The organism is Vreelandella glaciei, assembly GCF_013415125.1.
GTDB classification, from domain to species: domain Bacteria; phylum Pseudomonadota; class Gammaproteobacteria; order Pseudomonadales; family Halomonadaceae; genus Vreelandella; species Vreelandella glaciei.
Genome location: NZ_JACCDE010000004.1, coordinates 1 through 24994 on the forward strand (window position 1 = coordinate 1; position 24994 = coordinate 24994).

Annotated in this window: 23 protein-coding genes and 1 pseudogene; 10 read left to right on the plus strand and 14 right to left on the minus strand. The window is 55.8% G+C overall.

Annotation, left to right across the window (positions count from 1 at the left end; all coding sequences use genetic code 11):
• The first annotated feature begins 111 nt into the window (after positions 1-111).
• A complete protein-coding gene (locus HZS80_RS03680; protein ID WP_281662138.1) occupies positions 112-405 on the plus strand; it encodes a pentapeptide repeat-containing protein in 294 nt (97 codons plus the stop codon).
• 125 nt (positions 406-530) lie between these two features.
• On the opposite strand, the gene HZS80_RS23240 is transcribed toward HZS80_RS03680, so the two are convergent.
• The 8 genes from HZS80_RS23240 to HZS80_RS03715 form a co-directional block, all read right to left on the minus strand.
• Positions 531-662: a putative transporter small subunit gene (locus tag HZS80_RS23240; RefSeq protein WP_218927569.1), complete on the minus strand. Its 132-nt coding sequence runs from the start codon at positions 660-662 to the stop codon at positions 531-533.
• Between the two features lie 73 nt (positions 663-735).
• Positions 736-2388, minus strand: a complete 1653-nt coding sequence (locus tag HZS80_RS03685) for a sodium:solute symporter family protein (protein ID WP_179915215.1) — start codon at positions 2386-2388, stop codon at positions 736-738.
• A gap of 497 nt (positions 2389-2885) precedes the next feature.
• Positions 2886-3446 (minus strand): manganese efflux pump MntP, encoded by a 561-nt coding sequence (locus HZS80_RS03690; protein WP_179915216.1) that lies wholly within the window; start codon positions 3444-3446, stop codon positions 2886-2888.
• Positions 3447-3714: 268 nt separating this feature from the next.
• Entirely contained in the window at positions 3715-4824 is a 1110-nt protein-coding gene (gene modC / locus HZS80_RS03695) for a molybdenum ABC transporter ATP-binding protein (RefSeq protein ID WP_179915217.1), read from the minus strand.
• Complete coding sequence (modB, locus tag HZS80_RS03700) at positions 4814-5515, minus strand: molybdate ABC transporter permease subunit (RefSeq protein ID WP_179915218.1); 702 nt, start codon at positions 5513-5515, stop codon at positions 4814-4816. The genes modC and modB overlap by 11 nt, the downstream gene beginning before the upstream one ends.
• Entirely contained in the window at positions 5512-6297 is a 786-nt protein-coding gene (gene modA, locus HZS80_RS03705; protein ID WP_179915219.1) for a molybdate ABC transporter substrate-binding protein, read from the minus strand. The genes modB and modA overlap by 4 nt, the downstream gene beginning before the upstream one ends.
• A gap of 79 nt (positions 6298-6376) precedes the next feature.
• The gene (locus tag HZS80_RS03710; RefSeq protein ID WP_179915220.1) at positions 6377-6751 is read right to left on the minus strand and encodes a winged helix-turn-helix domain-containing protein; all 375 of its coding nucleotides are present in this window, start codon (positions 6749-6751) and stop codon (positions 6377-6379) included.
• Between the two features lie 476 nt (positions 6752-7227).
• Positions 7228-8187 (minus strand): AraC family transcriptional regulator, encoded by a 960-nt coding sequence (locus HZS80_RS03715; RefSeq protein WP_179915221.1) that lies wholly within the window; start codon positions 8185-8187, stop codon positions 7228-7230.
• A 451-nt stretch (positions 8188-8638) separates the two neighbouring features.
• On the opposite strand from HZS80_RS03715, the gene HZS80_RS03720 reads away from it, so the two are divergent.
• From HZS80_RS03720 to HZS80_RS03735, 4 genes are all read left to right on the plus strand, one after another.
• Entirely contained in the window at positions 8639-9826 is a 1188-nt protein-coding gene (locus HZS80_RS03720; protein WP_179915222.1) for an efflux RND transporter periplasmic adaptor subunit, read from the plus strand.
• Between the two features lie 5 nt (positions 9827-9831).
• Positions 9832-13017 (plus strand): efflux RND transporter permease subunit, encoded by a 3186-nt coding sequence (locus HZS80_RS03725; protein WP_179915223.1) that lies wholly within the window; start codon positions 9832-9834, stop codon positions 13015-13017.
• Between the two features lie 135 nt (positions 13018-13152).
• Positions 13153-13623: a GFA family protein gene (locus HZS80_RS03730; protein ID WP_035559431.1), complete on the plus strand. Its 471-nt coding sequence runs from the start codon at positions 13153-13155 to the stop codon at positions 13621-13623.
• Between the two features lie 167 nt (positions 13624-13790).
• On the plus strand, positions 13791-14120 hold the full coding sequence (locus HZS80_RS03735; protein WP_179915224.1) for a four-helix bundle copper-binding protein: 330 nt from the start codon (positions 13791-13793) through the stop codon (positions 14118-14120).
• Between the two features lie 104 nt (positions 14121-14224).
• Here the strand turns inward: HZS80_RS03735 and HZS80_RS03740 are convergent, their stop codons facing one another.
• The 3 genes from HZS80_RS03740 to HZS80_RS03750 form a co-directional block, all read right to left on the minus strand.
• Positions 14225-14878: a phosphoribosyltransferase gene (locus HZS80_RS03740; RefSeq protein WP_179915225.1), complete on the minus strand. Its 654-nt coding sequence runs from the start codon at positions 14876-14878 to the stop codon at positions 14225-14227.
• Positions 14879-14903: 25 nt separating this feature from the next.
• Complete coding sequence (locus HZS80_RS03745; RefSeq protein WP_179915226.1) at positions 14904-15578, minus strand: erythromycin esterase family protein; 675 nt, start codon at positions 15576-15578, stop codon at positions 14904-14906.
• A 122-nt stretch (positions 15579-15700) separates the two neighbouring features.
• On the minus strand, positions 15701-16429 hold the full coding sequence (locus HZS80_RS03750; RefSeq protein ID WP_179915227.1) for a CDP-alcohol phosphatidyltransferase family protein: 729 nt from the start codon (positions 16427-16429) through the stop codon (positions 15701-15703).
• A gap of 362 nt (positions 16430-16791) precedes the next feature.
• On the opposite strand from HZS80_RS03750, the gene HZS80_RS03755 reads away from it, so the two are divergent.
• From HZS80_RS03755 to HZS80_RS23360, 4 genes and pseudogenes are all read left to right on the plus strand, one after another.
• Positions 16792-17847, plus strand: a complete 1056-nt coding sequence (locus HZS80_RS03755) for a zinc-dependent alcohol dehydrogenase (RefSeq protein WP_179915228.1) — start codon at positions 16792-16794, stop codon at positions 17845-17847.
• Between the two features lie 33 nt (positions 17848-17880).
• Complete coding sequence (locus HZS80_RS03760; RefSeq protein ID WP_008958245.1) at positions 17881-18279, plus strand: 6-pyruvoyl trahydropterin synthase family protein; 399 nt, start codon at positions 17881-17883, stop codon at positions 18277-18279.
• Entirely contained in the window at positions 18276-20240 is a 1965-nt protein-coding gene (locus tag HZS80_RS03765) for a glycosyltransferase (RefSeq protein WP_179915229.1), read from the plus strand. The genes HZS80_RS03760 and HZS80_RS03765 overlap by 4 nt, the downstream gene beginning before the upstream one ends.
• A gap of 4 nt (positions 20241-20244) precedes the next feature.
• A pseudogene (locus tag HZS80_RS23360) lies at positions 20245-21165 on the plus strand (lysylphosphatidylglycerol synthase transmembrane domain-containing protein); the annotation flags it as partial.
• Positions 21166-21225: 60 nt separating this feature from the next.
• On the opposite strand, the gene HZS80_RS23365 reads toward HZS80_RS23360, so the two are convergent.
• The gene (locus HZS80_RS23365; RefSeq protein ID WP_340162609.1) at positions 21226-22092 is read right to left on the minus strand and encodes a RibD family protein; all 867 of its coding nucleotides are present in this window, start codon (positions 22090-22092) and stop codon (positions 21226-21228) included.
• 139 nt (positions 22093-22231) lie between these two features.
• Between HZS80_RS23365 and ribA the strand changes: the two genes are divergently transcribed.
• Complete coding sequence (gene ribA, locus HZS80_RS03775) at positions 22232-23335, plus strand: GTP cyclohydrolase II RibA (protein WP_179915231.1); 1104 nt, start codon at positions 22232-22234, stop codon at positions 23333-23335.
• 48 nt (positions 23336-23383) lie between these two features.
• Here ribA and HZS80_RS03780 read toward each other — a convergent pair whose 3' ends face one another.
• The gene (locus HZS80_RS03780; RefSeq protein WP_035559453.1) at positions 23384-24157 is read right to left on the minus strand and encodes a creatininase family protein; all 774 of its coding nucleotides are present in this window, start codon (positions 24155-24157) and stop codon (positions 23384-23386) included.
• Between the two features lie 21 nt (positions 24158-24178).
• A complete protein-coding gene (locus HZS80_RS03785) occupies positions 24179-24985 on the minus strand; it encodes an FkbM family methyltransferase (RefSeq protein ID WP_179915232.1) in 807 nt (268 codons plus the stop codon).
• Between the last annotated feature and the right edge of the window lie 9 nt (positions 24986-24994).

Here is a 24994-nt window from a genome sequence, read left to right on the forward strand (position 1 = left end):
GTTGTCGGTATCCCATGCTCTGCTTCACTTTGGTAGGTAAGGCAGAGAGGGTACCGGCGCTGGCCCTCCTGCCTCTACCTTGTGATCCAAAGTGCTGCGCTTATTCTATGAATCCAGGTATTAAATGACAGCTCGTTTTACGGGCTTTCTCTGCAGGATTTAGTGCTGGAAGAGTGTAAAGCGCATAATGTTGACTTTCGAGAAGGTGATTTTAGTAATTCAAATTTCACTTACAGTGACCTGTCCGGATGTTTTTTTGTTAACACAAATTTAACGGGAGCAGATTTTTCAGAAGCGTCTGACTACAACATAGATATCTACCGAAACATAATTAAAAAGGCTAAATTTAGTCGCTTTGAGGCTGTTAGGCTTTTAGATAGCCTTGAAATTGAGTTAGTCGATTAAGTTAAATATTTTACAATATAGGACTGAAGCTACCAACAAGAGGTTGAGGTCGGTCATTCAATCACTGGGACGGCGTACCGCCCCTTAGTGTTGTTAGGTTAAATCGAGTGATGGTCGTGGCTACTTCAAACCAACTCACGTTTCTCAAGCAGTGCAACGCGAATGTCTTTTACAGTGGCCACGCCGATAATTGCCAGTACGGCGAGCGAGATTAACGGCCAGATCAGTACATATAACGCCAATATAAATGTTTGCATATTCTTTCCTATTGCCTGGCTGATGCGCGATGGCGCACCAGCGAATGTTTTACTTCAGCTTGTTATCCAGGGCTTAGGCCTGAGTAGCCGGCTTGGCCGGATCGTAGTTAATGACTTTTTGATCGATCTGTGTAAAGTCGAACTTGCTTGAACTCAGTAGGCTGATGCCGATGCAGACAATCGTGCTGACGCCGTAGGCCATCAAGGAGGCCAGCAGCACCGTGTAGTCCCGCAAGAAGCCGACGCTGAAGAAGGCCAGGCCGATGGCGCTGAGTGCACCGACGATCAACCCGACCCTGCGTCCGCAGAATCCGAAGGCCATCAGGCCAAGCACCACACCACCGCCCATAGCAGCCAGTAACTCAAACAGCCCCGCGATCACGCCGACCATGGGCACCAGCTCGAATCGGGCGATGCAGAACATCAGCAAGCCAGCGATAACCGCCGAGGTGAAGGCCGTATTGGTAACCCGGTTCCAGAAACAGCTGGCGATCACCGGAAACACAATCGCGCCCCAGAGCGCGCCAACGAAGACCAGCATGATCAGGATATCCATTGAGAAGCTGGCGAGAATCACCCCAATCAGCGTCGCGACGATCATGGTCAGCCTGCCAATAAACAGCATCTTGGTTGGGTCGGGATTGTTTTTAGCAATGTTCTTGCCATACACATCAGCCATCACAATCGCTGACATGGCGGAAAGATCCGAGTCGGCGGTGGAGGAGAGCGAGCCGATCACTAGGATAAAGAACAGCCCAATAAACACCGGCGAAAGGTACATAGACACCATTTGCGGTATCAGGTTGTTCATATCGCCATCGATAGGCTCCATGCCGGTCATCAGGGCCATCAAGCCAATCATGCCCAGCCCGATAACGATCGCACCGTAGCCAATTGTCGCGGTGATGAAGGTGGGTTTGATGTGATCTTCGCGCACGGCGAATAGGCGCTGGGAGATAGTCTGGTTGCCAATCGCGTAGGCCAGCACCGCTACAAAGAAGGGCGCGCCTTGATTAAGGATCGCATCCATCGAGAACAGATTTGCCTGTTCTGGCGTCAGTAGACTCATGCCGTCCGATAGCGTTTGCGGGCCGCCGAGAGCGAACATTACCGCCGGAATGATCAGGATGGCGACGGCCATCATCGCCATCAGCTGGGCAAAGTCAGTGAGTACCGAGGCGCGAAAGCCCGACCACAGCGTGTAGGACAACACCCCGACCCCAGCGATAACCACCCCAGCCTGGAAGGACAATGGCGAAAGCACCGAGACCAGTGCGCCGGAAGCCGTAAAGTTGACCATTAGGCTAATGATGCTGCCCAGGATGTTGGAAGACGCGAGAATCAGCTGGCTGGAAGAGCCATGCCGAGCATGGATCAGCTCACCCAGCGTGTGCGCGTTGGGTGCCAACTTGCGGAAACGACGTCCAAAGGGATAGATAAACAGGATCATCAGGGCGCCCCATAATCCGTAATGTAAGGGGCCGGAAATGCCGTAGGTATAACCCGAGGTAGCGGCGCCGTAGAACGAGGCGGCCCAGATCCAGGTGGCGGTCATGCTGGCGGCGCCAAGTCCAAAACCGATCTGATGGTTGGACACCATGAAGGCGTCGGTATTTTCCTTTTTCTTTTTAATCAGCAAGGTCAGCAGGTAAGTGCCGCCGTAAAAAGCCGCAAGTAAGGCGAGCACGGTCAGTGTAGAGAACTGATAGAAACTTTCTTCGTTCATTGAATACCCATAGGCTTTGCAGCCCTAGCATCCTTTATAGCAACCAGAGCTCCATTCACGGAGTGGCCGCCACAGGAAGTAAGTAAAAAACAGAACATCTTTCTAGTTATGTCTGTAGCGAGATGAGACCGCGGTTGGCAGTCGGGTAGCGCAATATCCGGCGTTGGAGACGCCGTGGTAAGAGGGCCAGATCAGCGTCCACAGCGAGGTGCAACACAGCGCTGGGAAAGTCGATCCGGTCGGCTAGCCTACTCTCTCAAGCTCGCCCCGTCCAGGTAGCATGCCGTGGGGAGACCTGGAATATTGAGCGGCGTGGCTGATGTGGCGCCGCATAAAAATGAGTTAAAGGGCAAAATATGTTGCCGCGTGAAAGGTGCACATCATTCCTAGCTGAGGCTACGTTAGATATTGAGCGTATGGCTCGATTATTATTGAAGCTTGGTTTAACGTCTGAAAACTGAAGCTGCTAATCAGCTGTCGAAGTCAATTAAAAAAGCCTAAAAAATCGCCGTATGCTTTGCTAGTACCGCCAATCCAATCCCGATTAGAACCACACCACCGATTAGCTCGGCCCAGTGGCCAACAAAATTACCGAGCTTATGGCCAAGTAGCGTGCCCATTGAGGCCATTAACGTTGTTGCAAGTCCGATGGCTAAGCTGGTGGCGATAATATTGGCATCAATAAACGCCAGGCTGGCGCCGACGGCCATAGCATCAATGCTGGTAGCGGTAGCTGTTAGAATTAACAGCCAGAGTGTTTGCGTGCGGTGCGCTATCTTGTCTTCTTTTTTGAGCCCGGCGTAAATCATATGTAGGCCAATAATCGAAAGTAGGATAAACGCCACCCAGTGATCCCAGGCTTGCACATACTGTTGCGACACTTTTCCGGCAGCCCAGCCGAGCACCGGGGTAATCGCTTCAATGATGCCAAATACCAAGCCAATACCGATCGCATGGCGAAATTTTGGCTTTTTAAGCTCAGTGCCTTTGCTGATGGAGGCGGCGAAGGCATCCGCTGACATGGAAATGGCCAGGAGCAGCAGGGTGATAGGTGTCATGAAATATGAACTCTCGCTGAAAAGTACCGCGCATATCCACTTACTGGCATGGCGTTAATAGACATACCTGAGTGCAGAGGTCGGGTATTCAATAGCGGTGAATGCTAGCATGTTTTTTTAAATAAGAAAGGCGGTATCCTGAAAATAAAGTTGTTAATGGTAAACTAACATAGCCGTAGCTAACTATTAAGATATAGATTTATTTGCAAGCATTAATAGCTTTAGATTGACTGTTAAAGAGACTTAATTGTTTAGTTAATGCTCGGTGTCAAATCGAATTAAACGATACGCTGCGAATTAGCGCGGTGACCTCTTTGCCGATATATAGCCCCATTTCATCTCGCGACTTGCGAGTTAAGCGTGCTCGCAGGTGAAAGTTGCCTACCTGCAATCTCAGCTCAACGGTGTGGGGCGTTTCTGGCAATGTAGTCATATCGTCAATGATGGCGGTGAGTTGGTTCCGATAGCTGGTGCCCTTGGTGGCCGCTAACGACAGTGCAATGTCTCGAACGGGAATGCGTACTCGTAAATGGCTGTCGATAGGCGCAGAGGTGCCGGGCACTGTCAACTGATGTGTGGCATCAAGTGCTATCCGAGTCAGGTTGTATTTGCTGTCGTGGTTGACCACTGTTCCTTCGAGGATGGACGCCGCGTCAAAGCCTCCCAGTGCATAGGTAAGGTCGAAACGTTGCAGCAGTGTGCCTAGGTGATCACTTGCTTGAATGCTTCCTTCTTTCATCAGCACAAGATGGTCGGCAATGGCCGAAATCTCTTCCGGATCATGGCTGATGTAAATCACGGGGATTTCTACTTGTTTTGTCAGGCGAGCGATAAAGCGAAGTAGCTCCTCTTTGCGTGCCCCGTCCAATCCGGTCAGTGGTTCATCCATTAGTAGCAGTTGAGGGCCGCTTAGCAACGCTCGGCCAATCGCAACGCGCCTTGCTTCCCCGCCGGATAGTGTTCCGGGCATGCGTTTGAGCAAGGCGGTAATGCCCAGAAGTTCGACTATCTCATCGAAACGGGCTGCCGCGTGCGCTGGCATGCCATAGGTGAGGTTGCCCCGTACCCGGTAGTGAGGAAAGAGTCGGGCTTCCTGAAACACAACCCCAATTCTGCGTTTATGAGCTGGAACGCAAATGCGGCGCCGGGTATCCAGCAGTACCTGTTCGCCCAGTTGGATAACACCGCTGTCGGGATATTCAAGGCCAGCAATTAAGCGCAACAGACTAGTCTTGCCGCTCCCTGACGTACCAAAAATGCCGGTCACGCCGCATGCTGGAAGCACTAGTTCGGTCTGGAGGTGAAAGTTACCCAGTCGCTGGTCGACAGACAACGATAGTGACGAAGGGTTGGTAGGCAACTCGGGCTTAATAGCCATCGCGTTCCTGCAAGCGTTGTCGGGTGCGCCTTGCTAGCCACTCTGAAGCAACCAATGAAAGCAGGGCGATCACAATAGCAATCAGACAAAGGCGCGCGGCGGCTGATTCTTGCCCTGGTGTTTGGATCAGTGTGTAAAGGGCTAGCGGCAAAGTACGGGTTTCACCGGGAATGTTTGAGGCGAAGGTGATCGTCGCGCCAAACTCGGAAAGAGCACGGGCAAACGCCAAGACGGTTCCCGTCAGCAAGCCTGGAACCGCTAATGGCAGCGTGATGGTGGCGAAAATGCGCCAGCGGCTGGCGCCTAGGGTGCTGGCGGCGGCTTCCAGTTTGGGGTCAACCGCTTCAAGCGATAATCGTAGTGCTCTCACCAGCAGCGGAAAAGCCATCACGCCGCTGGCTATAGCGGCGCCTTGCCAGGTAAAGGGCAGTAACACGTCCAGTGTGGCGTACAGCCACTGACCGACAACGCCTTGCCTGCCTAATGCCACTAGCAACAGATAACCTACCACTACGGGTGGCAGAACCAATGGAAGATGAATCAAACCATCTACGAGTGACTTGCCTCTAAAGTCGTGACGGGCCAACCACCAGGCGACCGCGATGCCTAGTGGTAAAATCCAGGCGACAGCCGCCAAGCCAATCAGCAGGCTGAGACGAATGGCTTCCCATTCGGCAAGGGACAGCGTCACGGCGTGCTAATGCTCGTATCAAAGCCATGCTCAGCAAAGATGTTGAGCGCCTCTTCACTCGCTAGCCATTCCCGTAACGCGATAGCCGCTGCGTTTTGTTCGGCGTCAATCAGCGCGATTGGATAGGTAATTGGATCGTGGCTGTCGGCGGGGAAAAGCCCCAGTACTCTGACACGTTCACTGGCAAAGGCGTCAGTTTGGTACACCACTCCCACCGGCGTTTCCTGCCGTTCGACCAGCGTCAGCGCCGCGCGTACATCGTTGCCGCGTGCAAGCAACGGCTGCAATTCTTCCCACTCACCCAGCGCTTCCAGCGCCTGCTTAGTATAGATACCTGCGGGCACGTGATCTGGGTCACCCACCGAGAGGCGGTTGCGATCTCCCAATAGCGTCGTAATGTGTATGCCTTCGCCTGGCGTGAACTGTTCGGGGAGATCTGAGCTGGCAGAGACTAACGCCAAACGATTTTGCAGCAAGTCGCTACGCTGTTGAACGTTGATGCCTTGCGCTTCCAGCCAGTCCATCCACTGAACATTGGCGGAGAGGAACAGGTCCGCTGGACTGCCGTTAGCGATTTGCCTAGCGAGGGTAGAAGAAGAGGCGTAAATGGCGGTGACATCTACCTGATTGTGGGATTCGTAAACGGAGAGGGCTTCATTGAGCGCGTCAGTAAGCGATGCCGCCGCCGCTACCTGTACTTCCGTGGCAGCTGTAGCCGTGACGGGCAGTCCGAACATCAGCACGGCAGCCAAGCTACGGCAATTGATAGGTGGGGTTAGCATGATTTTCTCCGCTATTTTCGATTGGATATAGCGGAGGTTGCACAAAGTCCTCTGGCAGCTCAACATAAATCAGCGGCCCTTATTGCTCAGTACTATTGAGCGGGGCTAGCAACGACAGCAGGGCTTGGGCATCGACAGACTGCTGCGAGAGTTGGGTTTCCAAGGCACGGTAGTGAGCAAGCACCTGTTTGCCCAGTTCGGTCAGATGGGCACCACCGCGTTCATTACCCCCCGAGCTTGTGGAAACGAGAGGTGATAGGAAGTGGTTATTCATGGTGTCGATAAGCTGCCACGCTTTTTTGTAGCTCATTTTAAGGGCCCGCCCTCCTGCCGAGATGGAACCCGTTTGTTCAACCATTTCTAGCAAATCTGCTTTGCCCGGGCCAATAATCACATCACGATGCAACGCTAAGCGTAATTGAAACGTTGGTTGAAAATGATGGGTCCGAGTCATTTAGTATCTCCTGTACATAAAATTTATGACAAAGTATTTAGGTATAACTAGAGATGATGGCCTAGGGCTCCAAATACAACGCTAGTGGAGAGGTTGAGTGCCGGGAACGGCTTTCTTCAGCATTTTAGTGTGCCCTCGCCAGACTAGTTGTCCAGAAGGAATGCCTGTGTCGGGTTACTGTAATACCTGAGACGATGGGTCGGCGGCCTCAAGTTCTAAGTGCAACGCTATTGAAGAGTGCTCGGGCTGGCGACGGATTTCTTGGGCAGGTGCAGTGCTGGAAAGGTTGACCCGGTCGGCTAGCCTATTCTCTCAAGCTCAGCCCGTCCAGGTAGGATGCCCTGGGCAGGCCTGGTGTATTGATTGGCGCGGCTGATGTTGATCAGTATAAAAATGAGTTAAAGGGCAACAAATTTGAACGTAGTTAATAGAACGGTTGGGGGGAGAAAACAACAAGGTGCCAGTAACGCTGGTGATTAGGCGGGTTGCGGCGTTGCTCTGGCGCCCCGCAGTTGACTGACATCAGTGCGGGGCGGCGCGCCAAACATACGGCTGTATTCGCGGCTGAAGTGGGAGGGGCTTTCGTAACCCACTCGGTAGCTGGCGGTAGCCGCTTCCAGCCCCTCTGCCAGCATGAGCCGTCTAGCCTCGTGTAAGCGTAGCTTTTTCTGGAACTGTAGCGGCGACATTCGGGTAACTTCCCGGAAACTATGGTAAAGCGTAGACTCACTCATGTTGGCAGCCGCCGCGAGTTCGCGGATTTTTAGCGGTTGAGCGTAGTGCTCTTTAAGGGCATAGATTACTCGCGAGATTCGGTTTACCTGAGAGTCTGTCGCGGCAAACCTGCGCATCCGTGGCCCCAATTCTCCCATCAGCGCCCGATAGAGCAACTCCCGCCGGGCCAGGGGAGACAGCACCTTAATATCTTCCGGAGCGTCAAGCAGACTTAATAGTCGGTAAAGTGCGCCCTGCATGCGTGCATCCATGGGCGCGGAGCAAAGGCCGCAGTCTATCTCGGGGCAGATGGACTCAGCGCCTACTGGCGGTGCCTTGTCACCCAGATCGAGTATCAACCCGGCCACCTCCTGAGGATCGACAGAGACCTTTACCGCCAGGTAGGGCCGCTCGGGGGTAGCATGGTCAATTCGGCCCAGCACCGGCAGGTGAACGGCGCTGGCCATGTAACTTGGGCCGCTGTAGACGATCTCCTTGTCACCCAGTTGCACTGTCTTACTGCCCTGAATGACGAAGCATAGGCACGGTTCATACACTGCAGAACTAAAGCTGGTGGCAGTATCGGAGCGCACGAGTTGAACACCGGCAATCGCCGTGTCCTGAAGTTCCTCTACAGGTGTCCAACGTCGGGCGATTTGGCTTAATTGCTGTGGCAGGCTGTCGCTGAAATGAGGGGCCTGCTCAGGCGCGATAATGGTCAATGGCTCTCCTCCCTAGTAGTTCGCAGTATAGGCTTTCGCTTTCTGAATCGGATGCTTTTTCACTTAGTTTTGCAGGATCAGGCAAGCACCTCGTAGAAACCGGCAATCCATTCCATATGTCATCAGATCGTCATTATGCCTAGGATTGGAAGATGATCGTCTTTTCGATGAGTCAGCCTTGTCTAGGCTATCACTGTCTGCGACAGAATTAGGCAAGCTTCCCGTAGAAACCCGATACCCCCCATGCCATCGCGTGCCCTATTGTTGGTGGCGTCTGATAGGCGTTGAGCACACTGCTCGATTCTGCCCGCCCGCCCAGCCCTTATTGCCATAAATAACTGTCGATGCTGATGGTGCTTAACCAACTTTGAAAAAGCTGACCGCCAACGCGGTGCGCAATCATTTAACGCATGCTGCTATCGGTTTCCGATAGCCATTGGAGCAAGTAATCATGGGAAGTTTGACGCAAAGAGTCCTCTCGGCAAGCAACCGGACGATGATCCTGTTCCTGTTGGTAACGGCCTTGCTTACCGGGTGCGAGGCAAAAAGTGAGGAGGCGGCGTCCTCTCAGCCTCCGCCACCCCCGGAGGTAGAGATCACGCAAATAGTCGCTCAGCCGGTGGTGTTGAGAGAATCTTTCACGGGGCGCGTGGAAGCCGCCGAAACGGTTAAATTAAGGCCACGGGTTAGCGGTTATATCCAGGAGGTGGCATTCGAGGAAGGCAAACAGGTAGAGCAGGGAGATTTACTGTTCCTGATTGATCCGCGTCCATATCAGGCCCGTGTTAGCGCCGCCCAGGCGGATCTTGCTCAGGCCAAGAGCCAGAGTGCACAAGCCGGTAGTGAAGCCGAGCGTGCTCGGGTATTGCTGGGGCGCCAGGCCATTTCTCAGGAGGTACATGACCAGCGCCAGGCGGCCCTAAATAGCGCCCGGGCTATGGTGGATGCCGCTGAAGCAGCGTTAGATAACGCGGAGCTTGACCTTGAGTACACCCGCATCACTGCGCCGGTGAGTGGCCGCGTGGGTCGGGCAATGGTGACCCGAGGCAATCTAGCCAACGCCGATCAGAGCCTGTTGACCACATTGGTGACCATCGATCCGATCCACGTCTACTTCGAGGCGGACGAGCAGGCCGCGTTTGCCAGTAATGCACTACTGAACGAAGGGGCGTCGAACAGCTTGAATATCGAACTGGGCGGAGACGCCGCGCGGCAGTTCACTGGCACTCTGGACTTCATCGACAACCGTTTGAACCCCAACACCGGCACCCTGCAGTTTCGTGCAGTGCTGGCCAACCCTGATGGCAGTATCCGGCCTGGGGAATTTGCGCGGGTCGAAATGCCCGTAGCGCGTTTGGAGCAGGCGCTGCTGGTGGATCGTAAAGCGATTTTGACCGACCAGGATCGCCGCTACGTGTATGTGGTTGATGAAAACAACCTGGCAGAGCGGCGCCAGGTAACGACTGGCCGTCAAGTGGAAGAACAAACGGTCATCAGTGAAGGGCTCTCCGCCGGTGACCGAGTCATTGTTAACGGTGTGCAAAAAGTGTTCTTCCCCGGAATGGAAGTGAGCCCGCAAAGCGTAGCTGCCGCCCCGGCTGTTGACGCCCAACCCGCCATTGCTGCCAGGGAAGATTAACCGCCATGAATTTCTCCCGTTTCTTCGTGGATCGACCGATTTTTGCGGCGGTGTTGTCGATCATTATTCTAGCGGTGGGGCTGATCTCCATTCCCAACCTTCCCATTAGCGAGTATCCGGACGTGGTGCCGCCCTCTGTGGTTGTTCGCACGGTTTACCCCGGCGCCAACCCCAAGGAGATCGCCGAGACCGTGGCGACGCCGTTGGAAGAAGCCATCAATGGCGTTGAGGACATGATGTACCTCAAGTCCGTCGCGGGCTCCGATGGCGTGCTGCAGATGACCGTTACCTTCCGCCCCGGAACCGATGCCGAGCGGGCCGCCGTTCGGGTGCAGAACCGCGTCAGTCAAGCTGAAGCCCGGTTGCCGGAAGCCGTGCGTCGTCAAGGCGTTACTACCCAGAAGCAGTCGCCGACGTTTCTGATGGTCGTTCACCTAACCTCGCCCAGCGGTGAATATGACACCCTTTATTTGCGCAACTATGTGCGGCTGAATGTCCGCGACCGTCTCGCCCGGCTCGAAGGCATTGGCGATGCGCAAATCTTCGGTGGGGGGGATTACGCCATGCGAGCATGGCTGGATCCTGATCGTATCGCTGCCCGCGGCCTGACAGCCAGCGATGTAGTGGGAGCTATGCGGGAACAGAATGTGCAGGTCTCTGCCGGTCAGTTGGGAGCCGAACCCATCGCGGACAGTGATTTTCTCACTCTGATCAATGCCCGTGGGCGGCTGGAAACGGTGGAGGAGTTTGGCGACATCGTATTAAAGCGCGGCGAGAGCGGCGAGATACTCAGGTTGTCGGATATGGCGCGGCTAGAAATGGGCGCTGGGAACTATACTCTCCGCGCGCAGTTGGACGGCCAGAACGCGGTCGCCATCGGTATCTTCCAGGCACCGGGTGCCAATGCGCTGGCTATCCGCGAGCAGGTGGTTGCCACCATGGATGAGCTTTCCGAACAGTTTCCGGAAGGCGTTGAATATGAAGCGGTCTATGACACCACGATCTTTGTTAACGATTCCATCAAGTCAGTGGTGAAAACGCTGCTGGAAGCCGTGCTGCTGGTGGTGCTCGTGGTTACGCTTTTCCTGCAGACATGGCGTGCCTCCATCATCCCGTTACTAGCGGTGCCGGTATCGGTGATCGGTACCTTTGGGGCGCTCTACCTGCTGGGCTACTCCATCAACACGTTGACCCTGTTTGGTCTGGTGCTGGCTATTGGGATCGTGGTGGACGACGCCATTGTGGTGGTGGAAAACGTGGAACGAAACATAGAGGAGGGCCTAAAGCCTCAGGCCGCCGCTCATCAAGCGATGCGAGAAGTATCCGGCCCTATTATTGCCGTTGGCTTGGTGTTATGTGCGGTGTTTATCCCCATGGCCTTCCTATCTGGGGTGACCGGTCAGTTCTATCGGCAGTTCGCGGTGACGATTGCGATTTCCACGGTCATCTCCACCATTAACTCCCTGACCCTTTCGCCCGCGCTGGCGGCGATGCTGCTCAAGCCCCATGACGCACCCAAAGATCGACTCACCCGAGTGATCGATAAGCTGTTCGGCTGGATTTTCCGTCCCTTCAACCGTTTCTTTAACGCCAGCTCCAACAAATACCAGGGGGGCGTGGCCCGCTCGCTGAAGCATCGTGGTGCGGTCTTTGTGGTCTACGCATTATTGCTGCTGGGCACGGGCGTGATGTTCAAGACGGTGCCACCCGGTTTTATTCCTGTGCAGGACAAACTCTACTTGATTGCAGGCGTTATTCTGCCTGAAGGCGCATCTCTGGAGAGAACCGATCAGATGCTCCAGGATGTAGTGGATATCGCCATGGAGACTGAAGGTGTGGAGCATGCCATTGCCTTTCCAGGCTTGAATGCATTGCAGTTCACCAACACGTCCAATACAGGATTGACCTTTCTCACCCTCAGCGCTTTTGGTGAGCGAAGCCTGAGCGCTGCAGAGATAAACGCCCGGATCAATCAAGGTATTAGCGGCTTGAAAGAGGGGTTTGCGTTTTCCTTTATGCCACCCCCGATTCTCGGGTTGGGCAATGGTTCAGGCTTTCAACTGTTCATTGAGGATCGCGGTAACCTTGGCTATGGGGCATTGCAGGAGGCACTTAACCAACTCCAGGGCGCGATTGCGCAAACGCCGGGTATGGGCTTTCCGATTAGCAGCTATCAGTCTAACGTGCCGCAGTTGGATGCCGAGGTGGATCGGCTGAAAGCAAAAGCCCAAGGTGTGCCGCTAACCGAGTTATTCGACACCTTGCAGACCTATCTTGGCTCGACTTATGTGAATGACTTCAATCGCTTTGGTCGCACCTGGCAGGTTATCGCCCAGGCCGACGCTCTTTACCGGACCAGCGTGGAAGATATCGCCCGCCTGCGCACCCGTAATGACCAGGGGGAGATGGTGCCCATCGGTACGATGGTGGATATCCGGCAAACCTTCGGCCCGGACCCGGTGCTGCGCTACAACGGCTATCCCGCGGCGGACCTGGCTGGCGAATTTGACCCCCGCGTGCTCTCTTCCGCCCAGGCGATGGACGCCATCAACGCGTTGGCGGAAGAGGTACTGCCGCCGGGCATGGCATTGGAGTGGACCGACCTGAGCTATCAGCAGTCCACCCAGGGTAATGCGGCGCTGGTGGTCTTCCCGCTGTCGATCCTGCTGGTATTTCTGGTATTGGCAGCCCTCTACGAGAGCTGGACGCTACCGCTGGCGGTGATTATGATCGTGCCCATGTCGATGCTCGCGGCGCTGATCGGCGTCTGGTTTGGTGGCGGTGACAACAACATCTTTGTCCAAGTGGGCCTGGTGGTGCTGATTGGCCTGGCCTGTAAGAACGCCATCCTGATCGTGGAATTCGCCCGCGAGCTGGAACTGCAGGGCAAGGGTGTGGTGGAAGCAGCCCTGGAAGCCTGCCGACTGCGTCTGCGGCCGATCATAATGACCTCGATCGCCTTCACGGCAGCGGTGTTGCCTTCGGTAATCGCTACCGGCGCAGGTGCCGAGGTACGGGCAGCGCTGGGTACGGCGGTGTTTGCCGGCATGATTGGGGTGACACTGTTTGGCTTGTTCCTCACCCCGGTGTTCTACGTGGCGCTGAGAAAGCTGGCTGGCCCTTTGACCAGTCATCACGCTTCGACACTGCACAGTGAAGGGGACGCTAACCGAAAAGAACTGCCTGCCTAACGTTGGCTATCGTTAGCGGTAGGTTGAAATGTCGTGGTAGATTGAAAATGAATGCGTAAGCCCCGCAGAAAAATGCGGGGCTTACGCTGGTTTGGCTATAGTGAAAGAGTATTCAAGCAAGCAATGGAGGCGACTATGCTGCTTAAAGGATCATGCCATTGCCAGGCCGTAACATTCAGTGTGAAGTCACACCACCCTTATCCTTTCAATCGCTGTTACTGCTCTATCTGCCGTAAAACGGCGGGCGGTGGCGGCTATGCCATCAATCTCAGCGGCGACAGCAAAACGCTCAACGTTAGTGGCGAAGAGCATATTACTGTCTATCGCGCCTTTATTAAGGGTGAGCAGAGCACGGGAGAGCGACACTTCTGTAAGCACTGCGCCTCGTCGTTATGGGTTTACGATCCCGATTGGCCCGAGCTTGTACACCCTTTCGCTTCGGCGATCGATTCGGACTTACCGACACCGCCCAAGCGGACTCACATGATGCTGGGGAGTCGGGCAGACTGGGTGGAGGTAAATGGGCAGTTCCAAGACAAATGCTTTGATGAGTATCCGGATGAGAGTCTTGCCGAGTGGCATCAGCGGCTAGGATTGGAGTGCTAGGCCGTTAATGAGGCCGCTTGCTTCGCTTGTATTGAAAGCAGCCTGTTCTACTCTTTTATACGAACTCCATAGAAATGCGACCCATTGGAGTTCAATGTACGGCTTGTAAGGCCTTATCTTGCGAAAGTCCAGCCGTGCTCTCGTTTTTTGACAAGGAGGGTGGAAAGATGGAATTTGAAAAATATAAGTCGTGTATTGAAGCGTGTAATGTCTGTGCCGTTTATTGTGATTCTTGCGCCACGGCCTGCTTGCAAGAAGATGATGTGAAAATGATGGCTGAGTGTATTCGTCTGGACCGCCAATGCGCGCAAATTTGCGGCTTGGCAGCTTCCTTCATGGCCCAGGGTAGTGAATATGCCAAGGACATCTGCCGAGTATGCGCTGATATTTGCAAAGCGTGCGGTGATGAGTGTGCCAAACACGATGCCGAGCATTGTCAGGAGTGCGCTAAAGCGTGCCATCATTGCGCCAATGAGTGTGCTGCGATGGCTGCCTAAGGCCGCGTAAAAGCCTAGATTAAACAAAGCCAGCTTTCATACGTCGTGAAAGCTGGCTTTTTTGTATTTTAATCTATATCACAGAGAGCGTTAAAAAGAGGGCATTAAAAAGAGGGAGCCTTCTGCAAAAGGGTGATCACTTCGTCATCGCTGGTTTGGGTAAAATCGTGATAGTGAAGGCCAACGGCGATAAAAGGCTCGGGAGTAGCTAAACAGACCAAATCGTCAACCTCGGTAGCTAACTCATCCAGTGTGGACTGCGGGGCGACAGGCACAGCCAGAGTAACGGTAGCGGCGCCTGCCTGGCGTAGTGCCCTGGTGGCTGCTTTGGCGGTTCCGCCGGTGGCGATACCATCATCCACCAATAATACATGACGTTCGCTCACGTTAATGGGCGCCCGGTTACCAATATAAGCCTGACGGCGGCGGGTTATCTCGCTTAGTTGGCGCTCTACTTCAGCTTCAAGATAACGTTCAGAAGGCTGAAAAACCTGCAGCACATCCGCGGTCCATACCACCTGAGGTGGGTCGCCATCGATGACAGCGCCTAGCCCAACCTCGGGTTGCCCAGGTGCGCCAATCTTACGCACGATGACCACATCCAGCGGAAGTTTAAGTGCTATCGCTACCTCGTAGGCAACGGACACACCCCCACGAGGTAGTGCCAGCACTAGGTCATATCGCGCCCCGGATAATGCGTGGGCAAGCTTTTGTCCTGCTGCTCGTCGATTATCAAAAAGTGCTTGTTGCGTGTGCATGTGTGGCTCCTAAGCGCCAAGCGGCCTAAACCCCAAAAGGATAAGTGTCAGGTACTCCCTGGGGTCTGGCGCTCGGCAGTGGCGTCACGGCGGTGGTCTCATCGAACCACACATAGGCATCAAACTGCTCCGCTAGCGAGGCCTTGAAGTAATGGCTGTAGTACTCGCTTTCCGGACGATAGATAACGCCAATAGCACGCTCCAGGCGTGTTTGGGTTAGCTGTTCTCGAACCTCAGAGTGTTGAGGGTTGCGCAGCTCAATGAAGGCGCATGGCAGCTGCGTTTCATGAAAAATTCGTTCAAAGGAGTCTGCCCGTGACGGCACAATCTGCTTGATTTTCATTGGCGAATCCCAGTTATCAGCCGCTGCCACATTCCCCGCGTGTGTGCCGAAACCGATTAAAACAGCTTGTTCGCCATAGGCAGTGCGGCACAGCTCGCCGATATTGAATTGACCCTGCCAGCCCATTTCAGTGGCAGACGCATTACCGATGTGGGAATTATGCGCCCAGATTACCACCTTAGCGTCTGATCCTTTGGCTTCTATCACCTGCTGTAGCGTATCGAACATGTGGCGATCTCGTAGGTTCCATGACTGGGTGGAACCACGGTACATAAGCCGATAATACTGTTCGGCGGCTCTCACTACGCGGGCGTTCTGAGTGGCATTGAAATAGGCTTCTTCGCTCTCCTTGGTCATGTACTAAATATTTAAAATTTGAAAATTATGAATATTTTGAAAGTAACTATAGTAAGGAAGAAACAGCTTATCCAAGCGTTTATCGCTAAGCTGCGAAGCGGTTCGCTATAAGACGCAGTAGGTTAGGAGCGGCGTGTTTTTCGAGATAGCCACCAAACGTCAATGCCAAACGAATATAGCAATGAAATCAACGCACTAATGGCCAGTAGGCTGGCAGTAAGGTGGGAGGTAAGTGGCGTTAACGCCAACAGCAGCGCAACCACCTGCCAGACACATACGGCTTTACGGCGAAAGCTTTCGAACAGCGGTTCTGCAAGCCAGGGGAACGGCCAACTGGCGGCCACAAACAGGTAGCGCATCCCCCCAATCATCAGCACCCACAGGCCCAGAGACTCTAACCGCAATAAGCCCGCACACAGCAGCAATATCAGTAGGGCATCCAGCTCCATGTCAAAGCGCGCGCCGAACAGGGAGTGGCTTTTGGTGCGCCTGGCAATCCAGCCATCAACGCCATCCAACAGTAGAGCGATCACCGCAATTGCCAACCATTGCCAGATGACCTCTACAAACGCATTGGCGGCGAGCGCACCTGCCAGCAGCGCGACTAATACCGCGCGGGCCAGCGTTACCCGGTTTGCCCAACCCAGTGAACCGTGGGGCCAGAACACCATCACTAAGATAGATATAAACGTGTAGAAGGCCAAGGCAACCCACCAATTGGCTGAGGTAGCCATTAATTGAGGTAATCCTTTACCTACAGTCATTAGCACCAAACCGCCCAGCAGTAGCTCTGCAGCGCTATAAAGCCGTTTGGGTAGTGTCATGGATGAGGCATTTGAAAAAAACGGCATGGTGGCTCACGAAGCGGCATCGCTGTCCGCAGTTGAAATAAATGATGCAAGTATTTTTATATGTACCATTCTTGTAGAAGAAGGTAGGGTTGTCTATATGATCAAGAAAAATAGCCTAGTTAGCTTCAAGTGTTGCACATTGTTAATCGAATAATTTCTCTTCAACCGCTACGCTAAAGATGGTGAGCCATTAATGACTGTTCTGCATGAGGCCATTCAAGAGGTGGCCGTCCAGTATGGTAAGGGGTCAAGTCACATAACGACCAGCCTCGCCTTAATGTGCAGCGCCATGGCCCCACGCTACTTTCAATGGAATGAAATAGAGCTCGGTTTAGTTGAGCTTGTAACGAAAAGGATCGCTCATGTCGACGCCTGACGATGTTGGCAAAAAGCTATACGTTGGCAAAAACCTCCACGCTGGCGAAAGCCCGGACGCTGGCAAAAACCGCTGCGCCACTGCCTTCTGGGTGACCAGCCCAGCCCAAGGCGAGCTGCGGGGTGAGCCTCTGGCGACGCCCGCTCAGGATGAAGTGCAGGTGCGCACCTTGTACAGCGGTATTAGCCGTGGCACCGAATCGCTGGTGTTTAACGGTCGCGTGCCTGAAAGCGAATTTTCGCGCATGCGCGCCCCTTTTCAGTCGGGTGAGTTTCCCGCCCCGGTCAAGTACGGTTACTGCAGCGTTGGTCGCGTTGAACAAGGGCCGGACGCGCTGTTAGATAAAACCGTCTTTTGCCTGTTCCCCCACCAAGACTACTACACCGTGCCTGCTTCAGCGGTGCTTGAAGTGCCCACCAATGTGCCCGCTCAACGCGCTGTATTGGCCGCCAATATGGAAACGGCCATCAACGGCGTGTGGGATGCCGAGCCCATGCTGGGCGAGCGGATTTGCGTTATTGGTGCCGGTGTCGTCGGTGCGCTAGTGGCGTATCTGTGTGCCCAGGTGCCTGGCGTCGACGTGCATTTGGTCGATATCAACCCAGCGCGCCGTCAGCTCGCCGAGCAGCTCGGCGTTGTCTTCGCCACACCTGATCAAGCCCCCCATGATCAAGATTGCGTGATCCATGCCAGCGGCCACTCGGCTGGCTTGCGCCAGGCCTTGGAGTTAGTGGGTAGCGAAGGGCGCATTATCGAAATGAGCTGGTTTGGCGAGGGCGACGTCTCGATTCCTTTGGGCGGCGCTTTTCACTCCCAACGGCTGACGCTTAAAGCCAGCCAGGTAGGCCAACTGCCACCAAAACTTCGCCCTCGTTGGGACTACCAGCGCCGCCTTAGACTCGCGCTGAGCTTACTGGTGGATGAGCGCTTGGATGCACTGATCAGCGGTGAAAGCGACTTTAAACAATTGCCTACGCTTGCTCATACGCTGTTTGGGCGCGGTAGTGTTGAGCTCTGCCATCGGCTGCGATATTCCGCATAACTTGTGTTTTTAAAATTTTAATCAGGAGTTTTTATGTTTCGTTTATGCGTTCGTGACCATTTTATGATTGCCCACAGCTTTAACGGCGAGATCTTTGGCCCCGCCCAGCGTACCCATGGCGCCACCTATGTGGTGGATGTGGTTTTCCAGCGCCCTGAGCTGGATGAGGATGGCTTAGTGATCGATATTGGCCTTGCCAGCGAAACTGTCAAAGAAGTATTGGCAGGCTACAACTTTCAAAACCTGGATGACGTAAGCGAATTTAAAGGTAAAAACACCACCACCGAATTTATGGCTAAGGTGATTTTCGACCAGCTAGCCAAAGCGATCGGCGAAGGCAAAATGGGCACCACCGCCCAGGGCATTACCCATATGGAGATCAAACTGCACGAGTCTCATGTGGCCTGGGCTAGCTACGAAGGCGCGCTATGAGTCGGCGTTTTACCTTGATCGTTGCCGGTGACCCTGCTCAGCGTACCGGTGGCTATATCTACGATGCGCGTATTGTCTCGGCCCTACGTGATCAGGGTTGGGAGATTGACGTCGTGGGCCTTGCAGGCGTGTTTCCCGATGCGGACGCCGAAGCGGCAGCGGCCCTAGCTCAAGCGCTTGAGACACTTCCCGACCATGCGGCGGTGGTGATCGATGGCCTGGCCATGGGGGCGTTGCCTGACATGGTTGCCCAGCATACAACGCGGCTGGATATTACCGCGCTGCTGCACCATCCCTTAGGCGATGAACTGGGCCTTGATGAGGCTGATCAGCAGCGCTTTCATCGCAGCGAGTTAACTGCGCTGGCTTCGGTGGCGCGCATTATTGTCACCAGCCATTTTACCGCTCGGCGTTTGCCGGAGCTGGCGGCGCACTACGCCATACCCATCAATGCAAGTGTCACCGTAGTGGAGCCGGGTGTGGCCCAGGCACCGGTTAGTCCCGAAGCAGAAGCTGGAGAAACGCTGCGCCTGCTGTGTGTGGCAACGCTAACGCCGCGCAAGGGGCAAGATGTTCTGGTTCAAGCGCTGGCAGGTGTGGCCGGTAATCACTGGCAGTGCGACTGCTATGGCGGCGCGCGAGACGCGGCGTTTACGCAGCGCGTGCAACAACTGATTGATCAGAACGGTTTGCAAAGTAGCGTGTGTCTCCGTGGCGAGTGCGATAGCGAGACGTTGGAAGCGGCTTACCAACACGCGCACGCATTAGTGCTGCCTTCCTGGTACGAGGGCTATGGCATGGTGGTCACCGAAGCCCTGGCCCATGGTCTGCCGGTGATTACCACTACCGGTGGCGCGCTAGGCGACACCTTGCCAGAAGGTGCCGGGATAAGCGTTGAGCCGGGCGATGTTGCGGCGCTTCAAGACGCGTTGAGCCAATTTTGTAACGATGCAGAACTGCGCCAGCAACTGCGTCATGGCGCTGCGCAGGCCCGTGGCCAGTTAAGCGATTGGCAGGCGGCGAGTGAGGCCTTCGCCGCGGCGTTAACAGCGCAAAACCATGCCGCCAATGATTCGCTAACCTTGCGCGCTGGAAGTCAGTTTGAATCCGATTGGCTAACGCTGCGCGAGGCTGCTGATTTTGCTTCTCGCAGTCAGCGGTTAGCTACGTTCGCCGCTGAGTGGCTGAGCCCACTTAGCTCAGCGCCGGTAATAGCGGATCTTGGCTGTGGCCGGGGGAGCAATATGCGCTTTCTGGCTCCGCGCTTTTGCGCTCACCAGCGCTGGGAGTTGATTGATCACGATGCCCTCTTGTTAGCGCAGGCGCGCCAGTGTGCCGCCGGGTTAAGCGATAGCCAAGGGCAGCCTGTGGCCGTTGAAACGCACTGTGTATCGCTGGAGCCGATTACCGATGTACCGCTGGGCGATGCGCACCTAGTGACGGCGTCGGCGCTGCTTGATCTGGTTTCTCAGCAATGGATCGAGGCATTAGTGGGGCGCTGTGCCGAGCGGCAACAAGCGCTTCTAATCGCGCTGAGCGTGACCGGAGAGTGGCACTTTATCGATGCCCAGGGCGAGCCGGTGCTGGATGACGAAGACCACTGGCTGTTGGCTATGTTTATTGCCCACCAACAGCGCGATAAAGGCTTGGGCGATGCGCTGGGCGGTCAGGCTCAAGAGGTGTTAGTAGCTACCCTTGAGAAGGCCGATTATCGCATTGAGCAGGACGATACCCCATGGCAGCTTGCTGCTGGCAACCATGACCAGCAGCCGCTAATGATGGCGCTGTTGGAAGGTTGGGCCGAGGCCGCCACCGAACAAGCCCCTGACGCCGCGGCACGCATTGCCAGCTGGTTGGAGCAGCGCCAGCAGGCGGTGGCCAACGGCGAGCTGGGGATTTGGGTGGGGCACCGTGATCTCTTTGCCATCCCCCCGTTTGCCAAGCCTCAGGAAGAGGCCTAAGCCGATGGGGTTTACTCAGACGTTGTGCTCCCGGCTAGGCGCGTACATTCGCCCATGCCTGCAAAGCCCATGGCTACGGCGGGTGGTGCTCAGTATTGCCTTGCTGGGGGCCGTGTTGTTGTGGGTCGACCCCCGGGCCATCGTGGCGGAAGTGCAGCGCTTCTCGGCTGGGTGGGTAGTGCTGGCGTTAGTCATCAGTACGCTGCAGATCATGCTCTGCGCTTGGCGTTGGCAGTTTACCGCTGGGCTGATTGATGTACCGCTGCGGTTTGCTTATGCCCTGCGAGAGTACTATTTGGCGCTGCTGGTTAATCAGCTGTTGCCCGGTGGAGTACTGGGCGATGCCGGGCGGGCACATCGTCATGCTGCTCAGACGCAGTCACGCGGTCGCGCTTGGCGAGCGGTAATTATTGAGCGCGCCTCGGGCCAGGTGGCTGTGGCCTTGCTAACGCTTGCGGCATTACTGTTATCACCGCTCTGGCATGCCGCGTTGGGAGTGTCAGTACTTACTGCGGTGGGCTTAGGCGTCGTGGCTGTTCTCGCGGTGGTTATCGCCAGCGGCCTGCTGTTGCGCCAACATATAAGCCATCGGTTGGCACGGCTGCCGCATTGGTGCCAAGCCCTGGCGCGCGATGTTAAACGTGGCTTATGGCGGCGTAATGTATGGCCTCAGCAACTATTCTCGTCGCTGGTCATTGTGCTGAGCTACGGCCTAGTGATGGTGTGTGCGGCGCGGGCAATTGGCGTTGAGCTAGCGGTATTGGAGGTGCTGGCGCTGGCACCGGTGCTGCTGTTGGCGATGTTGGTGCCCTTTTCCGTGGCCGGATGGGGTTTACGTGAGGGCGCTGCGGCTGGTGTCTGGGCGCTGGTAGGACTGCCGCCGGCCCAAGGCGTGGCGGTGTCGTTGGCCTACGGTGTGCTGGTGCTGCTGGCGAGCCTACCGGGTATTTGGGTAGCGCTGAGCCGTCGCGAGAAAGCGCAGCCCTCAGACGGTGGTATCCCGCAGATGCAGGTCGAACAGCGTGTCGTCTCCACAGCGGAAGGTGCGCGTGGGCGGGCGCAGCGCACTCTCAAGCGTCTGGATGGGCGTCATTTGAAGCCCTGGCCTGCCGGAGCCGATCAGCAGCGGGGCGACCAGCAGGTGCAGCCGGTCAACGGCGCCTGCTTCGATAAACTGAGATACCGTGATGCCGCCGCCTTCAATCAGCACACGGGGCAGGCCTTTATCGGCCAGCAGGGTGATGACATCAAGCGGAGTGAAGTGGCCGTTGGCACCCAGTGGCAGCACGCAACGTTGAGCGTGGGCAGGCAGCGTCGTGTTCGCTACCCCAGGCCCCACAATCAGCAGTGTCGGCGCGGCACTGTTACACAGCAGCGCCAAGTCATTAGAGATACGGCCGCGTGGGTCCAGCACCACCCGCGTCGGGTTAGTACCGCTTACGTGTCGCACGGTCAGTTGAGGATTATCGGCGCTGGCGGTGCCCGCGCCCACGACCACCGCGTCGACCAGGGCGCGCAGGCGGTGCAGGTGAACCAAACTTTCATGGCCGTTGATGTAGTGGGAGTGGCCGCTTTCCGTTGCGATGCGACCATCAAGGCTTTGGCCCAACTGAGCCACGACCCAGGCTGGGCGACTGGCCAACGGGATCAGGCAGTCGAGCAGCTCACGCGCCTCAACACTGACCGGCTGATCCGTTTGCCACTCACCGCTTGGCGTTACGGTGATCGCCACCTCGCAAGGGCGCCGATGACGCAGAGCCGAGAGCCATTGCCAGGCATCGGCCAGCGAAATAGTGTCGCTAGTATTCATAACACTGCTATTAACACCCGTATTGACATGGGAGTCGGGCATGACGCCTCCGCGCTAATAAATCCGCTTCATCATGCGGGCTCTACTTGGTCTAGGGCAAGTAGTTCAGAGCCAGAAGCCCGAGTAACTCGTTCAGCGCGAGCGCGTAATAACCCCCACGCCAGGAAGCCAGGAGGCCTACATGTACCAGATTGAACGAGCTATTTTCGATATCCGTCGCGGATTGCCAGTGGTGGTAAATGCCGGTGAGCAGCGTTTGCTAGTGCAGGCACTGGAAGGCAGTGAATCAGTCGAAGCGCTTGCTCGGTTAGCGGGTGAAAGGCCTTCGCTGGTGCTTACCCGCCACCGCTTGGCAGCCATGGGCGTAACGTTAGCCGCTGAAGCAGCCAGCTTGCCGCTCGCGACCAGGATAAGCACCAATGAGCTGCATGGCTTAGCCACGGCGGAGGCGCTTTCACAACCTGCGGGTGGGCTGCTAAGCGGCTTAAAGCCAGCGGGGTTAGCCGAGCTAGGGGCCGTTACGCTGATGCGTCGTGCGCTGTTAATTCCAGCAGCGCTATGTGCTTTTGTCAGCAAAGAGGCCGCTGCGAATATTGAGCAACAGCTAGCAGAAGGGCAGCTACTGCAAGTTACCGCTAAAGACGCTGAGCACTGCTTGGCCGGTGCGCCGGGCATGCTGAAGCGCGTTAGCGAAGCACATATTCCCTTGGAGGATGCCGCTGAAAGCCGCTTTGTGCTTTTCCGTGAGCCGGACGGCTTACGCGAGCATGTTGCCGTCGTTATTGGTAAACCGGAGAGTTGGGAAGGTGCGGTGCCATTGCGCATGCACTCGGCGTGTTTAACTGGAGACCTGTTTGGCAGTTTGCGCTGTGACTGTGGGGAGCAATTACGCAACGCAGTCGCCGATATTCAGGCCATGGGCGGCGGAGTGCTGCTTTATTTGGCGCAAGAGGGGCGGGGCATCGGTTTAGCCAATAAGCTGCGCGCTTACACCTTACAAGATGGTGGCCTGGATACGGTGGATGCCGACCAAGTGCTCGGTTTCGGGGACGATGAGCGCCAGTACGCGGTAGCGGTGGATATGCTTAACGCCCTCGATATTGAGCAAGTGCAGCTGCTGACCAACAACCCGCTGAAAATGGAAGCGCTGCGCCAGGGCGGTATCGAGGTCGTCTCGCGCCAGGCGCTGTACGGCAGCGTTACCGATCACAACCAGCGCTATCTAAATGCCAAGGCCACCCGCGGCGGGCATCTGTTAGAAGACGTACTAAGCGGGCAGCGCTAACCGCCGCAAACGGTCGCGAGCTCAAGCTGCTCCAATCGTGAAGTAGTTTTAGTTGGTTAGCGGCGGTAGCTGGGCAGTTTCTGTCACGACTGCCGCTAACTGGCGGGCATAATGCATTACCAGCCGCTCACCTAATTCGGCGCTGGCGTGGCTGGCATCACCGGCCACGCCATGGGAGCTTAAATCCTCCGCTAACCAGGCAAACGCTGCTGCACCCTCTGCACTCACTAAGGCATCGCCAGCGGGCGCCGCAGGCGGTGTGGCTTGATAGTTATCTAGCTGGACAAGCATTGGTGCCAAATAGCGCATCATGGCAGTTTCGAGTAGCCCACCGTGTAACCCGTAACGCAGCTCATCGGCCTCAATGGCGCCTTCCAGTGCGGGTAGTCGCGTGTAAGTGGCTTTGACCACACGCATCCCGTGGCGTCGCCGCAGGGTTAGCCCGGCTAAATCCATCACCGCTTTATTGCCGCCATGGCTGTTAAGCAGCACCAGTCGACGTATGCCGGCGCGAGCCAAGCTATCGCCATAAGCCTCTAACGTGGCAATGGCCAGCGGCGCTGGCAGGCTCAGCGTGCCTGGGAAACTGGCATGCTCGTCGCTTGCGCCGACGGCAATGGCGGGCAGGCAGATGACATTAAGGCTCGGATCAAGCTCCTCCAGCATGGCGGCTTGCAGGCCTTCACCAATCGTAAGGTCGGTCGCCAAAGGAAGGTGAGTGCCGTGTTGTTCAATGGCGCCGAGTACCAGCACCGCTACCGGGTCGCGTTGGGCGAACTCGGCTAACTGCGGTGCGGTGAGGGTTTGCCAATGGTGAATCATGAAATGATAAGCCTTTAGGGTTTAAACATTGTTGTGAATATTGTTGTGAACATTGTTCTGAAGTAACCGATGATCCGAGCGGCAGGCGTAAAGATCGCCCGAAGGTAACGCTTCGGCACCCGCATTGAGCCACTCGGTCATCGCTTGCGGCGTTTGCCACTCGGCCCAGCAGAAATGGCGCTGCTCACCAGCGACGATGTTGTAGCGATACTCGCCAAGACGACTCAAATGGTTGATGCAGCTATGATTAACCTCTAACGCACCGGATACAAACTCTACCGAAAGCGCGGCCACCGGGCTGCTTAGTCCTGCCAACACCTCAGCTTCAAAGCCCTCTACGTCAATTTTGATAAAGCTGGGCTCACCATACTCTTCAATTAACGTATCCAGCGTGGTGACCGGTACCCGCAAGCGCTGTTCCCAGCGCACTTGGCTAAAGCCTGCATTGCGCTCGCCAATCTGCTCGCGCCATTCAGTGGCCAGGGTGGAAAGCGTCGGGTTGCCGGGGCTAATAGCGATGTCGGCAAAGCCCTCCGTTGGGCCTGCTGCCATGGGGAGCAGCGTGATGCTGGTGGGCCGAACCAATCGCTTGAACCACTTGGCGAGATCGGGCTGGGGCTCCAGGGCAATTACTTTTGCGCCTAGCGCATGAAAAGCCGCGCTGCGGTCACCTAAATGAGCGCCAATATCGAACGCGGCAGCACCGGGCTGAATAAACGGCTGATAAAGTCGCTGGAGCCCTCGCTGACGACCCGGTCGCCAATAGATAAACAGTGAGCGGGCAAGCCCGCCCACGCTACGCAGTCGTTGTAACGCCATGCGCCGCATTAATTGGGT

Bases quoted from the DNA above. Each gene is read 5' to 3' on its own strand.
- HZS80_RS03740 (WP_179915225.1), bottom strand. From the start codon at position 14,878: ATGCACACGCAACAAGCACTTTTTGATAATCGACGAGCAGCAGGACAA.
- HZS80_RS03750 (WP_179915227.1), bottom strand. From the start codon at position 16,429: ATGCCGTTTTTTTCAAATGCCTCATCCATGACACTACCCAAACGGCTT.
- modC (WP_179915217.1), bottom strand. From the start codon at position 4,824: ATGGCTATTAAGCCCGAGTTGCCTACCAACCCTTCGTCACTATCGTTG.
- HZS80_RS23365 (WP_340162609.1), bottom strand. From the start codon at position 22,092: ATGCCCGACTCCCATGTCAATACGGGTGTTAATAGCAGTGTTATGAAT.
- HZS80_RS03780 (WP_035559453.1), bottom strand. From the start codon at position 24,157: ATGATTCACCATTGGCAAACCCTCACCGCACCGCAGTTAGCCGAGTTC.
- modA (WP_179915219.1), bottom strand. From the start codon at position 6,297: ATGCTAACCCCACCTATCAATTGCCGTAGCTTGGCTGCCGTGCTGATG.
- HZS80_RS03785 (WP_179915232.1), bottom strand. From the start codon at position 24,985: ATGCGGCGCATGGCGTTACAACGACTGCGTAGCGTGGGCGGGCTTGCC.
- HZS80_RS03760 (WP_008958245.1), top strand. From the start codon at position 17,881: ATGTTTCGTTTATGCGTTCGTGACCATTTTATGATTGCCCACAGCTTT.
- ribA (WP_179915231.1), top strand. From the start codon at position 22,232: ATGTACCAGATTGAACGAGCTATTTTCGATATCCGTCGCGGATTGCCA.
- HZS80_RS03755 (WP_179915228.1), top strand. From the start codon at position 16,792: ATGTCGACGCCTGACGATGTTGGCAAAAAGCTATACGTTGGCAAAAAC.
- HZS80_RS03710 (WP_179915220.1), bottom strand. From the start codon at position 6,751: ATGACTCGGACCCATCATTTTCAACCAACGTTTCAATTACGCTTAGCG.
- HZS80_RS03690 (WP_179915216.1), bottom strand. From the start codon at position 3,446: ATGACACCTATCACCCTGCTGCTCCTGGCCATTTCCATGTCAGCGGAT.
- HZS80_RS03765 (WP_179915229.1), top strand. From the start codon at position 18,276: ATGAGTCGGCGTTTTACCTTGATCGTTGCCGGTGACCCTGCTCAGCGT.
- HZS80_RS03735 (WP_179915224.1), top strand. From the start codon at position 13,791: ATGGAATTTGAAAAATATAAGTCGTGTATTGAAGCGTGTAATGTCTGT.
- HZS80_RS03725 (WP_179915223.1), top strand. From the start codon at position 9,832: ATGAATTTCTCCCGTTTCTTCGTGGATCGACCGATTTTTGCGGCGGTG.
- HZS80_RS03730 (WP_035559431.1), top strand. From the start codon at position 13,153: ATGCTGCTTAAAGGATCATGCCATTGCCAGGCCGTAACATTCAGTGTG.
- HZS80_RS03745 (WP_179915226.1), bottom strand. From the start codon at position 15,578: ATGACCAAGGAGAGCGAAGAAGCCTATTTCAATGCCACTCAGAACGCC.
- HZS80_RS03685 (WP_179915215.1), bottom strand. From the start codon at position 2,388: ATGAACGAAGAAAGTTTCTATCAGTTCTCTACACTGACCGTGCTCGCC.
- HZS80_RS23240 (WP_218927569.1), bottom strand. From the start codon at position 662: ATGCAAACATTTATATTGGCGTTATATGTACTGATCTGGCCGTTAATC.
- HZS80_RS03720 (WP_179915222.1), top strand. From the start codon at position 8,639: ATGGGAAGTTTGACGCAAAGAGTCCTCTCGGCAAGCAACCGGACGATG.